Origin of the sequence: Gordonia sp. (in: high G+C Gram-positive bacteria) (assembly GCF_049647785.1) — a bacterium.
Taxonomy (GTDB): Bacteria; Actinomycetota; Actinomycetes; order Mycobacteriales; family Mycobacteriaceae; genus Gordonia.
Genome location: NZ_JBARYI010000044.1, coordinates 23,420 through 41,347, shown reverse-complemented (window position 1 = coordinate 41,347; position 17,928 = coordinate 23,420). Strand labels below are relative to the sequence as shown.

Annotated in this window: 17 protein-coding genes and 1 pseudogene; 14 read left to right on the top strand and 4 right to left on the bottom strand. The window is 63.9% G+C overall.

Annotated features, from left to right (window positions below; genetic code table 11):
- Positions 1–341 (bottom strand): hypothetical protein (locus tag WBA38_RS06975; protein WP_424322370.1); only part of this gene is annotated, 341 nt, incomplete at its 3' end.
- A 101-nt stretch (positions 342–442) separates the two neighbouring features.
- Between WBA38_RS06975 and WBA38_RS06970 the strand changes: the two genes are divergently transcribed.
- From WBA38_RS06970 to WBA38_RS06950, 5 genes are read left to right on the top strand one after another with little or no spacing between them, the layout of a single operon-like run.
- On the top strand, positions 443–1,360 hold the full coding sequence (locus WBA38_RS06970) for a Rossmann-like and DUF2520 domain-containing protein (protein WP_424295812.1): 918 nt from the start codon (positions 443–445) through the stop codon (positions 1,358–1,360).
- Positions 1,361–1,383: 23 nt separating this feature from the next.
- Positions 1,384–2,244 (top strand): pantoate--beta-alanine ligase, encoded by an 861-nt coding sequence (gene panC / locus WBA38_RS06965; RefSeq protein WP_424322372.1) that lies wholly within the window; start codon positions 1,384–1,386, stop codon positions 2,242–2,244.
- A 7-nt stretch (positions 2,245–2,251) separates the two neighbouring features.
- Positions 2,252–2,677, top strand: coding sequence for an aspartate 1-decarboxylase (gene panD, locus WBA38_RS06960; RefSeq protein WP_424295810.1), 426 nt, complete (start codon positions 2,252–2,254; stop codon positions 2,675–2,677).
- Between the two features lie 11 nt (positions 2,678–2,688).
- A complete protein-coding gene (locus WBA38_RS06955) occupies positions 2,689–3,495 on the top strand; it encodes a type III pantothenate kinase (RefSeq protein ID WP_424295808.1) in 807 nt (268 codons plus the stop codon).
- Positions 3,492–3,938: a MaoC/PaaZ C-terminal domain-containing protein gene (locus WBA38_RS06950; protein ID WP_424295806.1), complete on the top strand. Its 447-nt coding sequence runs from the start codon at positions 3,492–3,494 to the stop codon at positions 3,936–3,938. Before WBA38_RS06955 ends, WBA38_RS06950 begins: the two co-directional genes overlap by 4 nt.
- Positions 3,939–4,002: 64 nt before the next feature.
- Here WBA38_RS06950 and WBA38_RS06945 read toward each other — a convergent pair whose 3' ends face one another.
- Positions 4,003–4,821 (bottom strand): hypothetical protein, encoded by an 819-nt coding sequence (locus tag WBA38_RS06945; protein WP_424322373.1) that lies wholly within the window; start codon positions 4,819–4,821, stop codon positions 4,003–4,005.
- Between the two features lie 274 nt (positions 4,822–5,095).
- On the opposite strand from WBA38_RS06945, the gene WBA38_RS06940 reads away from it, so the two are divergent.
- A complete protein-coding gene (locus WBA38_RS06940) occupies positions 5,096–5,509 on the top strand; it encodes a rhodanese-like domain-containing protein (protein ID WP_424293642.1) in 414 nt (137 codons plus the stop codon).
- A 45-nt stretch (positions 5,510–5,554) separates the two neighbouring features.
- On the top strand, positions 5,555–7,090 hold the full coding sequence (gene lysS / locus WBA38_RS06935; RefSeq protein WP_424293641.1) for a lysine--tRNA ligase: 1,536 nt from the start codon (positions 5,555–5,557) through the stop codon (positions 7,088–7,090).
- Positions 7,091–7,110: 20 nt separating this feature from the next.
- Here the strand turns inward: lysS and WBA38_RS06930 are convergent, their stop codons facing one another.
- Positions 7,111–7,977, bottom strand: a complete 867-nt coding sequence (locus WBA38_RS06930) for a LuxR C-terminal-related transcriptional regulator (RefSeq protein ID WP_424293640.1) — start codon at positions 7,975–7,977, stop codon at positions 7,111–7,113.
- A gap of 67 nt (positions 7,978–8,044) precedes the next feature.
- On the opposite strand from WBA38_RS06930, the gene WBA38_RS06925 reads away from it, so the two are divergent.
- Positions 8,045–9,574 carry an AMP-binding protein gene (locus WBA38_RS06925; protein ID WP_424322369.1) on the top strand — a complete coding sequence of 510 codons (1,530 nt, stop codon included), beginning with the start codon at positions 8,045–8,047 and terminating at the stop codon, positions 9,572–9,574.
- Between the two features lie 133 nt (positions 9,575–9,707).
- Here WBA38_RS06925 and WBA38_RS06920 read toward each other — a convergent pair whose 3' ends face one another.
- Entirely contained in the window at positions 9,708–11,252 is a 1,545-nt protein-coding gene (locus tag WBA38_RS06920) for a FadD3 family acyl-CoA ligase (RefSeq protein ID WP_424322368.1), read from the bottom strand.
- Between the two features lie 41 nt (positions 11,253–11,293).
- Between WBA38_RS06920 and WBA38_RS06915 the strand changes: the two genes are divergently transcribed.
- The 6 genes and pseudogenes from WBA38_RS06915 to WBA38_RS06890 all read left to right on the top strand — a co-directional run bounded on the left by WBA38_RS06915 (position 11,294) and on the right by WBA38_RS06890 (position 17,921).
- A complete protein-coding gene (locus WBA38_RS06915) occupies positions 11,294–12,556 on the top strand; it encodes an acyl-CoA dehydrogenase family protein (protein ID WP_424322367.1) in 1,263 nt (420 codons plus the stop codon).
- Positions 12,553–13,365 (top strand): SDR family oxidoreductase, encoded by an 813-nt coding sequence (locus tag WBA38_RS06910; RefSeq protein WP_424293636.1) that lies wholly within the window; start codon positions 12,553–12,555, stop codon positions 13,363–13,365. Before WBA38_RS06915 ends, WBA38_RS06910 begins: the two co-directional genes overlap by 4 nt.
- A 27-nt stretch (positions 13,366–13,392) precedes the next feature.
- Positions 13,393–14,550 carry an acetyl-CoA C-acetyltransferase gene (locus WBA38_RS06905; RefSeq protein ID WP_424322366.1) on the top strand — a complete coding sequence of 386 codons (1,158 nt, stop codon included), beginning with the start codon at positions 13,393–13,395 and terminating at the stop codon, positions 14,548–14,550.
- 141 nt (positions 14,551–14,691) lie between these two features.
- Positions 14,692–15,526 (top strand): annotated as a pseudogene (locus tag WBA38_RS06900) (alpha/beta hydrolase).
- Positions 15,527–15,666: 140 nt separating this feature from the next.
- A complete protein-coding gene (locus WBA38_RS06895; protein ID WP_424322365.1) occupies positions 15,667–17,178 on the top strand; it encodes an aldehyde dehydrogenase family protein in 1,512 nt (503 codons plus the stop codon).
- Between the two features lie 143 nt (positions 17,179–17,321).
- Entirely contained in the window at positions 17,322–17,921 is a 600-nt protein-coding gene (locus WBA38_RS06890) for a TetR/AcrR family transcriptional regulator (RefSeq protein ID WP_424294141.1), read from the top strand.
- The last annotated feature ends 7 nt before the right edge of the window (positions 17,922–17,928 follow it).

Sequence of the window (17,928 nt, the reverse complement as noted above, 5' to 3'; positions counted from 1 at the left end):
AGCCCCGCCCGCAGCAGCCGCGGCGCGAACAGGCCCGGCCTTCGCAGCCGCGACCGCAGCAACCGGTTGCCGAGGTCGATGAGGCCGAGGGCACGCATTCGGAAGGTCGACCGGCCAGCGAGCTGTTGAGTCGACTCCGCGCTGCCAGCGAAAACGCCGCGCCGAGCCGTGAAGGCGGGCGTCGCCGCCGCGACTGAAGTTATTGCCGACAGAATTATTGCCGACAGGGTTCGTGCGCATGCGGCTGCGGGCGTGACCGGCCCGCAGACTTCCCGCGTATTGCAACGCTGCCTCGTATCGCCGGACTGTGCCCGGAAATTCCGCGCCGTGAAAGTTGTCACACGGCGTAGCCGCCCATACCCGCCCCGCATATCGTGGTGTGGAACGTCTGGTACCCACAACTCGCCTTCGAGTAGGGACTGGAACGGAATGGAGGAACGCGGTGAACTCACCGATGACCCCGGCACGTCTGCGTGTCGGCATCGTCTCGGCCGGTCGCGTCGGCACTGCGCTCGGTGGGGCGCTCGCGGCGGTCGGACACGACGTAGTTGCAGTCACCGCACGCTCCGTCCAATCTCAGGCCCGTGCCGCTACCCGACTCCCCAGCGCGCGCCTTCTCGACATCCCCGGCGTAGTTAGCCAGGCGCAACTTTTGATCCTCGCGGTCCCGGACACGGAACTGTCCGAGGTGATCGCTCAGGTTGCTGACGCACAGCCTCGTCCCGGAACCATCGTGTTGCACACCGCTGGCGCCTACGGTGCCAACATCCTGGCGCCGCTCGCCGAACTTGGGGCCGTCACGATGGCCGTCCATCCCGCCATGACTTTCGTTGGCACGTCCGATGACACCGTCCGCGTCGCGTCGTCGTGCTTCGGCATCACTGCGGTCGACGAGATCGGCGAGGCCATCGCTGCCGCCCTCGTTCTTGAGATGGGTGGCACACCGGTGCGGATCGCCGAATCCGACCGCACGCTCTATCACGCGAGCCTCGCGCACGGTGCGAACAATTTGATCGCCCTCATTTCGGATGCGCTGACCGCGCTGACCGTGGCGATCGAAGGGCCGACGGGAGAGCATCGCAACACCGCGACCGTCGACGGTCCCGATTCTGGATTGGCCCAGCGGATCCTTGGGCCGCTGGTCCGTGCCTCGCTGGAGAATGTCCTCGACATGGGTCCGGCCGCGTTGACCGGACCTGTCGCGCGGGACGACGCCGCGACCGTCGCCCGTCACCTTGATGCCCTTGCGGCGTTGCCCGATGCGGGCGTCGTCGATGGATACCGTGCCCTGTCGCTCCGTGCGGCCGGCCAAAGTGCCGCCGGAGAAGAACTACGAGACCTTTTGGAGAAGCAATCGTGAGCTCCCTGTATGCGCCGGGTGAGATGACCGTCCACCGTAATCCCGCAGACCTGCGCCGGGTCGTGAAGGCGTTGCGCGCCACCGGTAAGCGCGTCGCGTTGGTGCCGACGATGGGTGCGCTGCACCTCGGACACATGCAGCTGGTGGAAGCGGCGAAGATGCACAACGACGTCGTGGTCGTGTCGATCTTCGTTAATCCGCTGCAGTTCGGGGAAGGCGAAGATTTGGACGCCTACCCGCGGACGTTCGACGAAGACCGTGCCCTGCTGGAAAAGGCCGGGGTGGAATTGGTGTTCGCCCCGACCGCCTCGGCAATGTACCCGACCGGTCCCCGCACCACGGTGCTCCCCGGCGAGACCGGTGCCATTCTGGAAGGCGCGACCCGTCCGACGCACTTCTCGGGCATGCTGACGGTCGTCAACAAGCTCCTCAACATCGTCGCACCGCACGCCGCGTACTTCGGTGAAAAGGATTACCAGCAGCTGGTTCTCATCAACCAGATGGTGAACGATCTCAACATGGACGTCGAAATCATCGGCGTCCCCACCGTGCGCGAAGCCGACGGGCTGGCACTGTCGTCGCGCAACCGATACCTGTCCGCCGACGAACGCGAACTCGCGACCGTCCTGTCCGCGGCGCTGCTGGCTGGCACGCACGCCGCAGCGGGAGGACGCGACGCGATCCTCGCAGCCGCTCACTCCGTCTTGGCTACCGCACCGGAAATCGAGATCGACTATCTCGAATTGCGGGGGCGGGGCCTAGAAGAACCGCCGGAACTCGGGGACGGCCGCCTGCTTGTGGCCGCCCGCGTGGGACCGGCACGCCTTATCGACAATGTCGGGGTCGCCATCGGCACCGGCTTTATTGAACGACCAGAAGGGTAGGGGCGACATGTTTCGCACCATGATGAAGTCGAAGATTCATCGCGCGACGGTGACCCAGGCCGACCTGCACTATGTGGGTTCGGTGACCATCGACGCCGACCTCCTCGATGCCGCCGATCTGATGGAAGGCGAGCAGGTTTGCATCGTCGACATCAACAACGGAAATCGGCTCGAGACCTACGTCATCGCGGGTGAGCGTGGCACGGGTGTGATCGGGATTAACGGCGCCGCCGCGCACCTGGTGCATCCCGGCGACCTCGTCATCATCATCGCGTACGGCGTCATGAACGAGGCCGAGCTGGCTGAGTACTCGCCCGCCGTGGTTTTTGTCGACGAAGCCAACCGTCCGATTAGCCTCGGCACCGACCCGGCCAACGTTCCCGAAGGCTCCGGCCTGAAGGACCCGCGCGGCCTCGCGACCGCCGCAGTCTGAATCGGGCAACCGTGCTCCTGACCGTCGCCGTCGGCAACACGAATATCAACCTCGGGGTGTTCGCCGGAACCGGCGATCACGCGAAGCTGGTGCGTGACTGGCGGATCCACACGCAACCGCATCTGACCGCCGACGAATTTGCCCTGCAACTGCGCGGCCTGCTTGGCCCAGACATCGAGCAGGTGACAGCGGTTGCCGGACTGTCGACGGTGCCGTCGTTGCTGCGGGAAATGCGGGAGATGCTGCCGCGCTATTTCGGTCATGGCCCACACGTGCTGCTTGAACCCGGTGTTCGCACCGGGGTGCCGCTGCTCGTCGACAACCCGAAAGAAGTTGGCACCGACCGGGTGGCGCACAGCCTGGCCGCGCACGAAAACTACCCGGACGGGCCATGCATTGTTGTGGCATTCGGTACGGCGACGGTCGTAGATGCGGTGTCGGCGAAGGGTGAGTTTTTGGGCGGGGTGATTGCCCCGGGCGTCGACTTGGCGGTGGAAGCGCTCAGTGAGCACACCGTGACTGTTCGAAAGGTGGAGCTGATGCCACCGCGAAGCGTGATCGGGAAAAACACGGTTGAGGCGTTGCAGTCGGGGATTATCTACGGGTTCGCCGGGCAGGTCGACGGCCTCGTCCAACGGATCAGGAACGACGTTCCGGGCTTCGACGGCAACGATGTGACCGTGATCGGCACGGGTTTCCGCGCACCGATGATGGTGGAGCAGTGTCGTGAGATCAGCGTGCATCACCCACATTTGGTGCTCGACGGCCTGCGCCGCGTGCACGAGCGTAGTCGCCGCCTAGGAAAGGGCCGAGCGTGACAGACAAGATTTATGGCCGAGATATCGAGCCCGGCCAGGTTTACCAACTCGGCGAGTACATCGTCGAGAAAGACGAACTCGTCGAGTATGCCCGCAAGTGGGACCCGCAGGGCTTTCACATCGACGAGGACATTGCCGCCGCCAGCCCCTACGGCGGACTCATCGCCAGCGGCATTCATTCTTTCGCGATCATGCAGCGTCTGTCGGTGATCGGTGTCTACGACAATTGGGCCGTCATTGCGGGCAAAGAAGTCCGCGACATCAAGTTCCTCCGCCCCGTGCGTCCCGGCGACGTCATCACCGGAACTGTGACGGTCAGCGAACTCGAGTTTGACGACCGCAACCGAGCCCTCGTTCGCATCATTACGGAACTGACCGTCGACGGAAAAGCCGTCCTCCGAACCGACACCGCCTCCCTGCTTCACGCCGCGCCGACGAAGTAGGTTTCGATTCTTTGCTCCGTCCGTACTTTGGGCCCAGATACCGGGCCCAAAGTTCGGACGGAGGCTAAGTCGGCGGGCGAACTGCGCATTGTGTTGATCTGCATGGCTTTACGAAGTCCCGCCATCCGCGGTGGTTCAGGGCTGTTCCATCCAACTCGACGATCAGCCCCCACTCGTCGTATTCCACGTCGCGGAAGCCTGGTCGGCCGACTTCCGTCGGTGATTGTCGAGTACCGCGAGGCAGTCCGTGCGCCTGTTCCACATTGGTGAGATAGCGATGCTCGAGCACCGAGCAGGTGCCGTCGCGAATATCAATCAGTACTGCTCTCAGGAACCGCCGCCGGGCGATCCGACTTCGGGATGCGAGGGCATTGAGCAGTCGGTCCGGAGTTGTGTGCCGCGATTGGACGACGTCCGAGAGGTAGGCAATCGCATCCAGTTCCGAAGTCGCGTCGGCGGCGACGTCGAGCACCGCGTGTTCCAACCGGGTCCGCGGTGGATGCGTACTGGCCATAACGCGCTCGGCCATGTAATTGCTGTAGTGCACGACTACACCTGGAGGTCGGGTGACGCGCCGTCCCCCATCGACGACGATGTGGATTGGATCGTGAAGGTTCCCGGTGGCTCCTGTCCCGGCTTGGATCGCCGATCTGTGACTGAGCGCTGCGGGCATTACCGAGAGAACTGCGATCCATTCCTTTTGCCTGCGAGTGAGTGGTCCGGTGTGCGCCACGTAAACGCCGGAATGCACTTGTACCCAGTCTCTGCGATTGAGGCGTTGCCTGATGAACGCGCGGGCGAGACCGCAGTCGAGCACCTGGCGTCGTGCGATGACACCGTCTTGTGCGTTCAATAGCCGACCAAGCTCCCCCGAGATCGTCATACCGGTAGTTTCTCGATAAGTCCGGCTTTGCGGTAGTCCCCCCTGTGGATAACTCGACGGCAGCGTTTCGTCCGTACTTTGGGCCCAGTATTTGGGCCCAAAGTACGGACGGGAGCAGGAGTGTTTAAAACCACGGTGCGCGCAAGGGGTAGTCAGGGGGAGCGGGCTGTGGCAAAATCACTTCCGTGATCAAGAGCTGTATGGAGTGTTGTCGGGGCTGAAACGCCCTTTCGTCAACCCCTGCTCGTTTCGATCATTTGAGGATTCCCTCGTCATGACTGTTTCTTTTTCTGCACCTGTCACTTCTTCGTACACGCAGGCCCCGATTTCGTTGCAAGTTGCCGACTACCGCGCGGCGCTCGCGGGCGGGGCGGTGGCCGTCGATCTGCGCGCCACGGACGTTCGCGCTGCCGAAGGTGCCCTCATGGGGGCACTGGCCGTCGGGGTCGACGACGCCCTGGAACTGCTGTCGCCCGGATCGTCGGAGCGGCTTCGCGCAGCAACCGCCGACGCCAACTGGGTGCTCGTCAGCGACGACGGTCACGACGCCGAAATGGTCGCCTGGCACCTGCAAGCGCGGGGTGTGCGCGGCGCCCGATTTGTCGTCGGAGGACACGGGGCGCTCCGATCGGCAGGCGTCAATGGGTCCGTCGGCAGCGACGCCCTGGGCCTGTTCGACGCGCACTGACCCGCTGATTGGTCTTGTCCCTGGTGGGCCGCATAACCTGGGAGGGTGAGTGACCAGGATTCCAGCGCCCAGACGCCCGCCTCCGCAGCCGCCGATCAGACGCCCGAACAGGTGCGCGTCCGGCAAGACAAGCGTGAGCGCATCCTTAACGAGGGACGCGAGGCCTACCCGGTAGCGGTAGGTCGCACCCACAGCCTCAGCGAAATCCGGGCTGCGCACCCCGAACTCGAAGCAGGCACCGAGACCGGCGAAATCGTTGGCGTCGCCGGCCGCATCATCTTCCTTCGCAACAAGGGCAAGCTGTGCTTTGCCACCCTGCAGGAGGGCGACGGCACCCAGCTTCAGGTGATGGTCAGCTTTAACGGCGTCGGCGAGGAAGCTCTGGCCCGGTGGAAAGCTGACACCGACATCGGAGACATCGTCTTTGTGCACGGTGAAGTGATCAGCTCGCGCACCGGTGAACTTTCGGTGATGGCCGACGCTTGGGAGATGGCGTCGAAGGCCCTGCGGCCGCTGCCCGTTGCGCACAAGGACATGAACGAAGAGTCACGCGTCCGCCAGCGCTACGTCGACCTGATCGTGAACCCGGAAGCTCGGGCGACGGCCCGCACCCGCGTCAAGGTAATGGCCGCGCTGCGCCAGTTCATGACCGACCGCGACTTCCTCGAAGTTGAGACCCCCATGCTGCAAACCCTCCACGGTGGTGCCGCAGCCCGCCCGTTCCATACGCACTCCAACGCTTTCGATATGGAACTGTTCCTGCGGATCGCGCCCGAACTGTTCCTCAAGCGCTGCGTGGTCGGCGGCATCGAGCGAGTCTTCGAAGTAAACCGCAACTTCCGAAACGAAGGTGCGGACTCCACGCACTCGCCCGAGTTCGCAATGCTCGAGACCTACCAGGCATACGGCACCTACGACGATTCGGCGGTCATGATCCGCGAACTCGTGCAGGCTGTCTCGATGGCCGCCGTCGGCACCCTGACCCCGACCATGCCCGATGGCAGCACCTACGACCTGTCCGGCGAATGGAAGACGGTGTCGATGTACCCGTCGCTGTCGGAGGCATTGGGCGAGGAGATTGTGCCCGCACAGACGTCGGTGGACGAACTGCTGAAGATCGCCGACCGCGTCGGCCTCGACGTGCCCCGCGACAAGGGGTACGGACACGGCAAGCTCGTCGAAGAACTCTGGGAGCACCTCGTCGGAGACAAGCTCGACGAGCCGGTGTTTGTCCGCGATTTCCCCGTCGAAACGTCGCCGCTGGTGCGCGCGCACCGGACCGTCCCCGGCGTCGTCGAGAAGTGGGACCTGTACGTCCGCGGCTTCGAGTTGGCGACCGGCTACTCCGAACTCGTCGACCCGGTAATCCAGCGCGAACGGTTCGTCGACCAGGCGCGACTGGCGGCTGCCGGTGACGACGAGGCGATGGTCCTCGACGAAGAGTTCCTGATGGCCATGGAATACGGCATGCCGCCGACCACCGGCACCGGTATGGGCATTGACCGTCTACTGATGGCCATCACCGGCCTCGGTATCCGTGACACCGTGCTATTCCCGCTGGTGAAGCCGCTGCAGTCGTAGCTAGCGCGTTAGGTCTGCCGCTACGGAATCAGCCGGACGCGGCGGGCATTAACGACGGCCTCAAAGCGGGACGAGGCGTCGAGTTTCGTGAGCAGCGACTTCACGTAACCCTTGACCGTGTGCAGGCCAATGCCCAAATGCGTGGCGATTGACGCGTTGGTCAGGCCGACGGCGAGGAGGCTCAGGACGTCTTGCTCGCGGGAGGTGAGCCGGACGACGATGTCGTCGGCGGGGGCATGTCCTGCCAGATCTGCGGCGATGTCGAGAAGCTGGGCGCGGAGCGACGGCTCGTCCACGGTGTCGGCGAGCCGCCGCAGTCGGGTGTGCGACTCCTGCACCCGACTGCGCCAGGCGGCGAGGCTGAGCTCGTCTTCGTCGGTGCGGAGAGTCCCGAGGACCTCGGCCACCGTTAATTGCTGTTCGATAGCTCGCGCTTCGTCGGTGACGATGTCGAGGGCGTCGTCCAATTGATCGTGTGCGGTTCGGCTCGCCGCGTACAGCACGCCGATATGCCTGCGGCCGACAATGATGGGCGCGGCCACGAGGGAGCTTAGGCGTTCAGCGCGGATGAGGTTGTCGTAGGTGTGGGTGATTACCGGTGACCCAAAATAGTCGTTCACGGCGGTCGCGCGGCGACGCTGCAGAACGTGTCCGCCGAGTCCGTGACCGTAATCCAGCCTGGCCCCGCGCAACGGCCCGACCACGTCGCCGTCGAAGAAGCTCAATTCGATCTTTGGATCGTCGCCGCTTTCGGCGACTACCCGCCCGGCGAAGGCCAAACTTGCGCCAGTACTTTTCCGGAGACGACGAAGCGTCCGGAGCAGGTGCCGAGCAAATTCGTCGTGGGGCGTACCCCTCTTTGGGGGGTTGTGCGTGTCGGCTGTCACGTCGATGATCATCCCAGATCAAGTGGGACGAGTCGAACAAGAGCGACAACCCGAGGGAGATTGCCGAATGAATGCCGAGCAACAGACTCAGGCGTGGCTCGAACTCTATCGGGCGCAAGACGCTAGCGCGGCACACCTCCTGTGCGACCGTCACGACCCAGACGCCGTCGCGTTTACGTTGGTTGAACCGGATCTGACAGCGCAACCAATGACCTGGGGCGAGCTGGCGGCAGAGTCTCGGGCGATGGCAACAGTCTTGGCGGCCAAGGGGATTGGCCGGGGCGACCGCGTGCCGGTCCTGCTCGGCAAGCGTCGGGCGCTCGTCGTCACCCTGATGGGCCTGTGGCGTCTCGGTGCTGTCCACGTGCCGCTCTTTACCGCGTTTGCGACCGGTGCCATTGAACTGCGCACCGAGAGTGCCGATGCCCGGGTGGTTGTGACCGATGCCTCACAGCGAGACAAGGTTGATCCGATCGCCGCGGTCACCGTTCTTGATGTCGACGACCTGGTCGCTGAGGCCGCTACGGCCGAACCGCTCGCCGATGCGGTCGCCATTGGCGGCGACGGCACGCTGGTTCAGCTTTACACTTCCGGCACCACTGGCAAGCCCAAGGGCGTCCCGGTCCCGCTGTTTTGCCTCGCGTCGTTCCACACGTACCTGCACTACTCGCTCGATGTCAGCGACGATGACGTCTTCTGGAACGCGGCCGACCCGGGTTGGGCCTACGGGCTGTATTACGCGCTGCTGGCCCCGATGGTTGCTGGCCGCACCAGCTTGCTACTGAACCAGGGCTTCACTCCGGAGTCGACAGTCGCGGTGATCCGGAAATTTGGCGTTACCAACTTTGCGGCAGCGCCGACGATCTACCGGGCCATCCGCGCCGGGGTCGGCACCGAAGGCATTGCGCTGCGGCGAGCATCGTCCGCCGGTGAACCGCTAACGCCCGACATCGTCGAATGGGGCATCGCGAACCTCGGTTGCGAGGTCCGCGACCACTACGGGCAGACCGAACTCGGCATGGTCATCGGCAACCACTGGCACCCCGAGGTAGCCAAGCCGGTGAAGGTCGGATCGATGGGGCAGGCGATGCCGGGCTTTACCGCGGGCATCGTTGAGGGGCAGATTGCGCTCAACGTGCACGACAGTCCGCTTCTCTGGTTCACCGGATACGACGACGCCCCCGAGAAGACCGCCGAACGTTTTACCGCAGACGGCAGTTGGTATCTGACCGCAGACACCGGCAAGCAGGACGATGAGGGCTACCTCTCGTTCAGCTCGCGCGATGACGACGTCATCCTGGCGGCTGGCTACCGAATCGGCCCGTTCGATGTGGAGAGCGTCCTTGCCGGGCACGCCTGGGTTAACGAGGTCGCGGTGGTCGGACGCCCAGATCCGGAAGGGATCCGCGGCGAGGTCGTCGAAGCGTTTGTGGTGCTGAAGGCCGGGGTTACCGGCGACGATGCCCTCGCTACCGAGCTAAAGCACCTGGTGCGGGACAAGTACTCCAAGCATGCGTACCCGCGGACCGTTCACTTCGTGGAGTCACTCCCGAAGACGCCGAGCGGCAAAATTCAGCGGTTTATCCTGCGGCAGTAGGAAACTGCGCCACGACCTTTTTGGCGGGAGGGGGAGCGGAGCGAGCGTATCGAGATTCGAGGGGTTTGAGGTGTCCTCTCGAGGCCGATACGCCGTTCCGCTCCATATTTTCTGGCGCTGGAACCTGCCAGCACTAACTCATTTCGCGCTTGAGGATCTTGCCGGAAGCATTGCGGGGGAAAGCGTCGAGGATCTCGACGGTGCGGGGGGCCTTGAAATTTGCGAGGTGCTCGCGGGCGTAGGCGATCACCGCTGCGGGCTCGATTGTCGCGTCCGACTGCACGGTGAGGAAGGCCTTGCCGACCTCGCCGAGACGCTCGTCGGGTACGCCTATCACGGCTACCTCGGTGACGCCGGGGAGGCGAGACAGGACCTGCTCGACCTCCGCCGGATACACGTTGAACCCGCCGCAGATGTACATGTCCTTGAGTCGGTCGGTGATCTTGAGGTTGCCATTCTCGTCGAGCACGCCGATGTCGCCGGTGTGCAGCCAGCCGTCCGAGTCAATGGTTTCGGCAGTTGCCTCCGGGTTGTCGAGGTACCCGCGCATCACCATGAGGCCGCGCGTGAGGACCTCGCCCTGTTCTGACAGCTTCACCTCCATGCCGTCGAAGGCACGACCGCACGTGGTGGCAACGGTGACGGCATCGTCGTTGGGGCGGCAGGTGGTGATGAAACCGCTGGTTTCGGTCTGCCCGTAAGCGGTGACCACGGTTTCGACGCCGAGGTCGGACTGCAGGCGTTCGATGAGTACGACGGGGACGATGGTGGCACCGGTGACGATCAGCCGAAGGCTCGACAGGTCGTGGTTGGTGCGGTCGGGGTCGTCGAGGATGGTCTGGAAGATGGTGGGTGCACCGGGGAACACGGTGATGCCTTCGGCGGCGACCGTTTCCATCGCCTTTGTCGGCGAGTACACGGCCAGCGGGTACATGGTGGTGCCCAGAAGTAGGCACGGCAGGATGCCTGCCTTGTAGCCGAAGGTGTGGAAGAACGGGTTCACCATCAGGTAGCGGTCGGTCGAGCTCAGGCCGCCGTTGCTGCCCCACGCGTGAGCACCGTGAACGGTCTGCTGATGCTCGGCCATGACGCCCTTGGGGGCGCCAGTGGTTCCGGAAGTGAAGAGGATATCCGACAGATCGTCGGCGGCGACGGCCTCGGCTCGGGCGCGGGCCTGGCCGATCAGTTCATCGGTGGCCGAGCCCATGAGTGCGTCCCAGGTGAGGACGCCGTCGCCGTCGGCGCTGGTTTCGAGCGGCACAGAAATGATGGTCCGGCCGGTCGGAATCGTGGTCGCGAGGACTTCGTCGAGGCGGTTGATGCCCGCGAACTCACCGGAGACGATGACCACCTTGGCACCCGCGCGGTCGACGATGTCGGTCGCCTCGCTGGTTGTGTAGCGAGTGTTCAGGGGAACCAGGACGCCGCCTGCGTAGTGGACGGCGAGCGCCGCGATGGGCCAGTGGAAACTGTTGGGTGCCCACAGTGCGACGCGGTCACCGGGGGCAACGCCGATCTTGATCAGGCCGGCGGCGAACTCGCGGACCCGGTCGGCGAGCTGTGGCCAGGTCAGGCTGACGGGTTCGCCCCACTGGTTGTCGACGATGGCGATACCGTCGGGCCACTGCGTCTCGGCGCGGTGGAGTGCGGCGGGGGTGGTCAACGGGTTCGGGAGCATAACCAAAACCTAGCAAATGCTTGGTAGGTTAAGCTAGCGGTATGACGACGATCAATCTCGCCGATCGCAGCGTCGATCTGGGCGAATGGGCGGCCACGACACCCGATGCCGCCGAGGTCTTTGCGCAAGCAGTCCGCACCTGGCTCGCCGACAACCTGGTTGGCGACTTCGCGGAACTTCGCGGCCGCGGCGGACCCGGCAGTGAGCACGAGTTCTTCGCCGAACGCCTCGAATGGGACCGCCACCTGGCTGCCTCCGGGTGGACGTGCCTCGGCTGGCCGGTCAAGCATGGCGGTCGCGGAGCGACGATCGCCCAGCGCATCATCTTCCACCAGGAGTACGCGCGCGCCAATGCTCCGGCCCGGGTCAATCACCTCGGTGAAGAACTGCTGGGACCCACGCTGATTGAGTACGGCACTCCCGAACAGCAAGAACGGTTCCTGCCGGGCATCGTTAACGTCACCGAGCTGTGGGCGCAGGGCTACTCCGAACCGGGCGCAGGCAGTGACCTTGCCGGTGTCGCAACGTCGGCCGTAGTCGACAACGGCGAGTGGGTTATCAACGGCCAAAAGATTTGGACGTCGCTGGCGCACCTTTCGCAGTGGGCCTTCGTGATTGCCCGCACCGAAAAGGGTTCGACCCGCCACAAGGGCCTCAGCTTCCTGCTGGTCCCGCTCGATCAGCCGGGCGTCACCATCCGCCCCATCCAGCAGATCACCGGAACGTCGGAGTTCAACGAAGTCTTCTTCGACGACGCCCGCACCGAAGAGTCCCTCATTGTTGGCGAGCCCGGCGACGGCTGGAAGGTCGCGATGGGGCTGCTGCAGTTTGAGCGCGGCGTCTCCACGCTCGGCCAGCAGGTCGGTTTCCAGCGTGAACTGGAAGACATCATCGACCTGGCTCGCAGCAACGGCAGCATCAACAACCCCGACGTTGCGAGCCGCCTCCGGCGCGCCAAGGTGGGGCTCACCGTGATGGATGCCAACGCGCGCCGCACCCTGTCCGGCGACGTTGTCTCCGAAGCCGGGGCCGCCTCGGTCACCAAACTGCTGTGGGCCAACTGGCACCGCGACCTCGGCGAGCTTGCCGTTGCCGTCGTCGGAGCGCCGTCGTTGATCGGCCCGCCCGCCACCACCGAGGGTCGTGCCAACGACATCGCCGACCCCGAACACGTCGAACTCGACGAGTGGCAACGACTTCTGCTCTTCACCCGCGCCGACACCATTTACGGCGGCTCCAACGAAGTGCAGCGAAACATCATCGCCGAGCGAGTGCTCGGCCTTCCCCGAGAGGCACGCGCATGACCGACTCCCGCCCCGTTTCCCCGCTGGCAACCCCGCCGGAGGAAGTTGCCGGACACAACCTCCTCGCAGGCAAGAAGGCGATCGTCACCGCTGCCGCGGGCACCGGTATCGGTTTCGCGACCGCACGCCGCATTCTGCTTGAGGGTGGCGATGTCCTAGTGTCGGACTTCCACGAGCGTCGTCTCGGCGAGACTGTCGAGAAGCTGTCGGCGGAGTTCCCGAACCAGCAGGTTGTCTCGTTTGTGTGCGACGTTTCGAGCACCGAGCAGGTCAACGAACTCTTCGCCAGCGCTGCCAGCCAGCTCGGCCGCATCGACGTTGTCGTCAACAACGCCGGTCTCGGCGGCGAGACGCCCGTCGTCGACATGACCGATGAGCAGTGGGATCGCGTCGTCGACATCACGCTCAACAGCACGTTCCGCGCCACCCGCGCCGCACTGGCATACTTCCGCGACGCACCGCACGGCGGCATCATCGTCAACAATGCGTCGGTCCTCGGCTGGCGTGCACAGCGCGGCCAGGCTCACTACGCGGCCGCCAAGGCGGGCGTCATGGCATTGACGCGCTGCTCGGCCGTCGAAGCCGCCGACTACGGAGTCCGTATCAATGCCGTCGCACCGTCGATCGCCAAGCACCCGTTCCTGGCGAAGGTGACCTCCGACGATCTGCTCGACGAACTCGCTTCGCGCGAAGCGTACGGTCGTGCCGCTGAGGTGTGGGAGATCGCCGCGACGATCGCCATGCTCGCCAGCGACTACACCACCTACCTGACCGGCGAAATCGTTTCCATCTCCAGCCAGCGCGCCTGACCCGCCAGCTTCCCGAAAGGCATTCTCATGACAACTCCCCAGGCATACATCGTTGACGCGATCCGCACCCCCGTCGGCAAGCGCAACGGCTCGTTGGCCGGCTTCCACCCCGCCGACATGGGCGCCCACGTCATCAAGGCGATCATTGATCGCACCGGGATCGATCCCGAGGTTGTCGACGACGTCGTATTCGGCTGCGTCGACACGATCGGCCCGCAGGCAGGCAACATCGCCCGTACCGCGTGGCTGGCCGCAGGCATGCCGCTCGGCGTCCCCGGCACCACCGTCGACCGCCAGTGCGGCTCCAGCCAGCAGGCCATCCACTTCGCGGCACAGGCCGTGATGAGCGGCACCCAAGACGTGGTGCTCGCCGGTGGCGTCCAGAACATGAGCGCGATCCCGATCAGTGCGGCCATGATCGCTGGCCAGCAGTTTGGTTTCACCACCCCGACCGCCGAGTCGAAGGGCTGGACCGAACATTTCGGCGACCAGGAGATCAGCCAGTTCGTCGGCGCCGACATGATCGCCAAGAAGTGGAACATCAGCCGCCTCGAGATGGAGGAGTGGTCGCTCCAGAGCCATCAGCGCGCTAAGGCGGCGATCGCTGAAGGCCGCTTCGCTAACGAGTACGTAGCCCTCGGTGACTGCGTCGTCGACGAGTGCCCCCGCGACACCACCATGGAGAAGATGGCATCGCTCGACGTCCTCGCTCCCGGCTCGCAGCTGACCGCAGCCGTCGCCTCGCAGATCTGCGACGGCGCGTCGGCCACCCTCGTCGTTTCGGAGAAGGCGCTTGAGCAGTACGGCCTGACCCCTCGCGCCCGCATCCACCACATGTCGGTGCGTGGCGACGACCCGGTGATGATGCTGTCCGCACCGATCCCAGCCACCGAGTACGCCCTCGCAAAGACGGGCATGAGCATTGATGACATCGACGTTGTCGAGATCAACGAGGCCTTCGCGCCGGTCGTGTTGTCGTGGCTCAAGGAAACCGGTGCCGACCCGGCTCGCGTGAACCCCAACGGTGGCGGCATCGCCCTCGGCCACCCGCTGGGTGCCACCGGTGCCAAGCTGTTCGCCACCATGCTCAACGAACTGGAGCGCACTGGCGGCCGCTACGGACTGCAGACCATGTGCGAAGGTGGCGGCACCGCAAACGTCACCATTATCGAACGTCTGGGCTAATCAGTCGCAAGATTAATACCGACATTCCGTGCCTAATAAGTATGGGATGTCGGTATTTTTTGCTCCCTGGGAAAAGCGTCGCATAGCATCTGAACAACTGACATGTTCTTTACACTTGCTTTACCTATGAGGAGTTACTGGATGAACCGCGCGCGACTGGGCCGATTGGGGCTTCTCTTAACATCGGCACTGGTGTTCGCTGGTATCACCGCCGCACCGAGCAATGCGGCCCCGCAAATGGAAGACATCGTGGTCCACTCGGCATCGATGAACCGCGACATTCCGTTGACGGTCCTCAAGCCGAAGGACACGTCCAAGCCTGCGCCCGTCCTGTACCTCCTCAATGGTGCTGGCGGCGGCGAAGACACCGCCACCTGGCAACGCAACACTGACGACATTCCTCGGTAAGGAACTCCCGCCGGCCATCGGCGGCAAGTACAACACCAGCGGCAAGAATGCGATCGCCGGAATCTCGTCATCCGCGACGTCTGTGCTGAACCTCGCCATCGAACACAAGGGCCTGTACAAGGCTGTCGGTTCGTACAGTGGCTGCGCCAGCACTTCGAGCCAGCTCGGGCAGATCTACATGCAGATCGTCGTCGAGCAGCGCGGCAAGGCCGACATCACCAACATGTGGGGCGACCTCTCCGATCCGCTGTGGAAGAAGAACGACCCGGTTGTGCACGCCAACGGCCTGCGCGGACTGTCGCTGTACCTCAGTAATGCCAGTGGTCTGCCCGGCCCGCACGACACTCTCGTCGAAGTTCCGGATCCCGTCGTCCTCGCTGACCGCATCGTCGTTGGCGGTGGCATCGAAGCGGCTACCCGCATCTGCACCGACCAGTTGGTGGGCAAGCTCAAGAGCCTGAACATCCCGGCAACCGTCGACTACCCGATCGCTGGCACGCACTCTTGGCCGTACTGGCAGGAGCAGCTCCACAAGTCGTGGCCGCAGCTCGCCCGCGCCATCGCATAAGCAAGCGTGCGCTATCGCGCACATAAAGGTGTGTCTTCCGTGTAGCGGCCCTGTGATTCAAACCACGGGGCCGCTACACTTGGGATGAGTGAGCAAATTTGTCTCACGGTGTTTTGAATGCCTCGTAGTGGGAGAGTGGAATGACCAAACCGGCAGAAATGGCCGTGCGTGCGGGCGACAAAGTGTCGTCGGAATCGCGGACGTTGGAAGAGCTTCTCGACATCCAGAAGGCCGCGTTTCTGCGCGACGGAATCCCCGATGCGCGGACCCGCATCGACCGGATCAACCGTCTCGGGCAGATGCTGCTCGACCACTCGGACGAACTGACGGCCGCGCTGACCGCAGACTTCGGTACCCGGCCGGCTGACCTTTCCGTCGCCGCCGACATCGCTGGCTGCATGATCGACATCGCACACCAGCGCCGCAGCGCTGAAAAGTGGATGCAGGAAGTCACCGTCAATAAGCTGCAGGGCCTGGTGGGCTTCAAACAGCGGTTGCGTCGCGATCCGCTCGGCGTTGTCGGCATCATGGGTCCTTGGAACTTCCCGTTGCAGCTGACGATCGTGCCCGCGGCTTCGGCGTTCGCTGCGGGCAACCGCGTCCTCATCCGGCCGTCGTCGGTCACCGCGAAGACCACCGACGTGATCGCGCGCGTGGCCCCCGACTACTTCTCGATCGAAGAACTGGCCGTCATCACCAGCAAACACGGTGGCGGTTCGGACTTCGCGAAGCTCAAGGTCGACCACATGTTCTTCACCGGTTCGCCGGAAGTTGGCTCGTCCGTCGCACAAGAAGCGGCCAAGAACCTGGTGCCGGTCACCTTGGAATTGGGTGGAAAAAACCCCGTCGTCGTCGACAAGAGCTACGACATCGCCAAGGCCGCGACCAGCATCGCCGACTCGCGGATGGTGAACGGCGGCCAGGTGTGCCTGTGCCCCGACTACGTGTTTGTGCCCGAAGACAAGGTTGGCGAGTTCACCGACAAGGTGATGGCGCGCTGGACCAAGAACTTCCCGACCATCGTCGACAACGACGACTACACGTCGACCATCAACGAGAAGAACTACAACCGCATCGTTGATCTGATCGACGACGCCGTGAACCTCGGTGCCACCAAGCATCAGCTCAAGCCCGCGGGCGAAGAACTGCCGAATGCGGGGGCGCGCAAGATTCCGCCGACCATCCTCACCGGTGTTACCCCCGGGATGAAGATCGAGGACGACGAGGTATTTGGTCCGGTCCTGACCGTGTACCCGTACCGCGACCTGTCTGAGGCGATCGACAAGATCAACTCGGCCGGGCACCCGCTGACGCTTTACTGGTTCGGTGAGGACAACGACAACCTGAAGACGGTTGCCGATAACACCCGCAGTGGATCCATCTCGGGGAACGACTTTGGCTTGCATATGCTGTCGTCCAAGCTGCCGTTTGGCGGTGTCGGGCGTTCCGGCATGGGCAATTACCACGGCGAGTTCGGGTTCAACACGTTCAGTCACGCTCGCGCGGTTACTGTCTCGAAGCTGCCGATGTCGTTCGCGGAGAACATGGTGCCGCCGTTCGGCAAACGCGAAAAGCGTGCGACGAGCATTCAGATGAAGCTGTGGCGCTTCCTCAACGGTCGTGCGATGAAGAAGTCGGCCAAGAAGCGGTGATCTCGTAGGTCACTCGGTGCGCCTCATTCCCTCGGGATGGGGCGCACCGTTGTCTTTACGGATCAGGGGCTGTAACGAGGAGCGACGCACCTAACCAACCAAGCACTTGCTAGGGTAGGGGGTAGTCATACGAGGGAGGCACGGTGGCGTCGAAGACATCGGTAAGCGGGACCAGCCGTCGAGACGAACTGCTGGGGATCGCCGGCCAGTTGTTCGCTGATCGCGGCCTGCGCTCGACCACGGTACGCGATATTGCTGACGCGGCCGGAATCCTGTCGGGCAGCCTCTATCACCATTTCGATTCCAAGGAGTCGATGGTCGACGAGTTGCTTCGCGACTTCCTCGACAGCCTGTTTGCCAGCTACCGCGAAATCGTCGAAGCGAAAATGTCGGCGACGGATACCATTCGAGCACTCGTGGTCGCCTCATTCGAGGCCATCGATGCCCGCCATACCGCCGTCGCGATTTACCAGAATGAGGCACGACAACTCGCTGGTCAAGAACGCTTCGAGTACATCAGTGACCGCAACCTCGAGTTCCGCAACCTGTGGGAATCGGTGCTGCGCCGCGGCGTCGACGACGGCGACTTCCGCCCGGACCTCGATATCGACCTCGTCTACCGCTTCATGCGCGACACCGTCTGGGTTGCCGTCCGCTGGTACCGCCCCGGCGGCACCATGACTGTCGAGCAGATCGCGGATCAGTACCTTTCGATCGTGCTCGACGGGATCTTGCCGCGCTGATCGGTGT

Bases quoted from the DNA above. Each gene is read 5' to 3' on its own strand.
- panD (WP_424295810.1), top strand. From the start codon at position 2,252: ATGTTTCGCACCATGATGAAGTCGAAGATTCATCGCGCGACGGTGACC.
- WBA38_RS06895 (WP_424322365.1), top strand. From the start codon at position 15,667: ATGACCAAACCGGCAGAAATGGCCGTGCGTGCGGGCGACAAAGTGTCG.
- WBA38_RS06910 (WP_424293636.1), top strand. From the start codon at position 12,553: ATGACCGACTCCCGCCCCGTTTCCCCGCTGGCAACCCCGCCGGAGGAA.
- WBA38_RS06920 (WP_424322368.1), bottom strand. From the start codon at position 11,252: ATGCTCCCGAACCCGTTGACCACCCCCGCCGCACTCCACCGCGCCGAG.
- WBA38_RS06905 (WP_424322366.1), top strand. From the start codon at position 13,393: ATGACAACTCCCCAGGCATACATCGTTGACGCGATCCGCACCCCCGTC.
- WBA38_RS06925 (WP_424322369.1), top strand. From the start codon at position 8,045: ATGAATGCCGAGCAACAGACTCAGGCGTGGCTCGAACTCTATCGGGCG.
- WBA38_RS06915 (WP_424322367.1), top strand. From the start codon at position 11,294: ATGACGACGATCAATCTCGCCGATCGCAGCGTCGATCTGGGCGAATGG.
- WBA38_RS06940 (WP_424293642.1), top strand. From the start codon at position 5,096: ATGACTGTTTCTTTTTCTGCACCTGTCACTTCTTCGTACACGCAGGCC.
- WBA38_RS06945 (WP_424322373.1), bottom strand. From the start codon at position 4,821: ATGACGATCTCGGGGGAGCTTGGTCGGCTATTGAACGCACAAGACGGT.
- panC (WP_424322372.1), top strand. From the start codon at position 1,384: ATGACCGTCCACCGTAATCCCGCAGACCTGCGCCGGGTCGTGAAGGCG.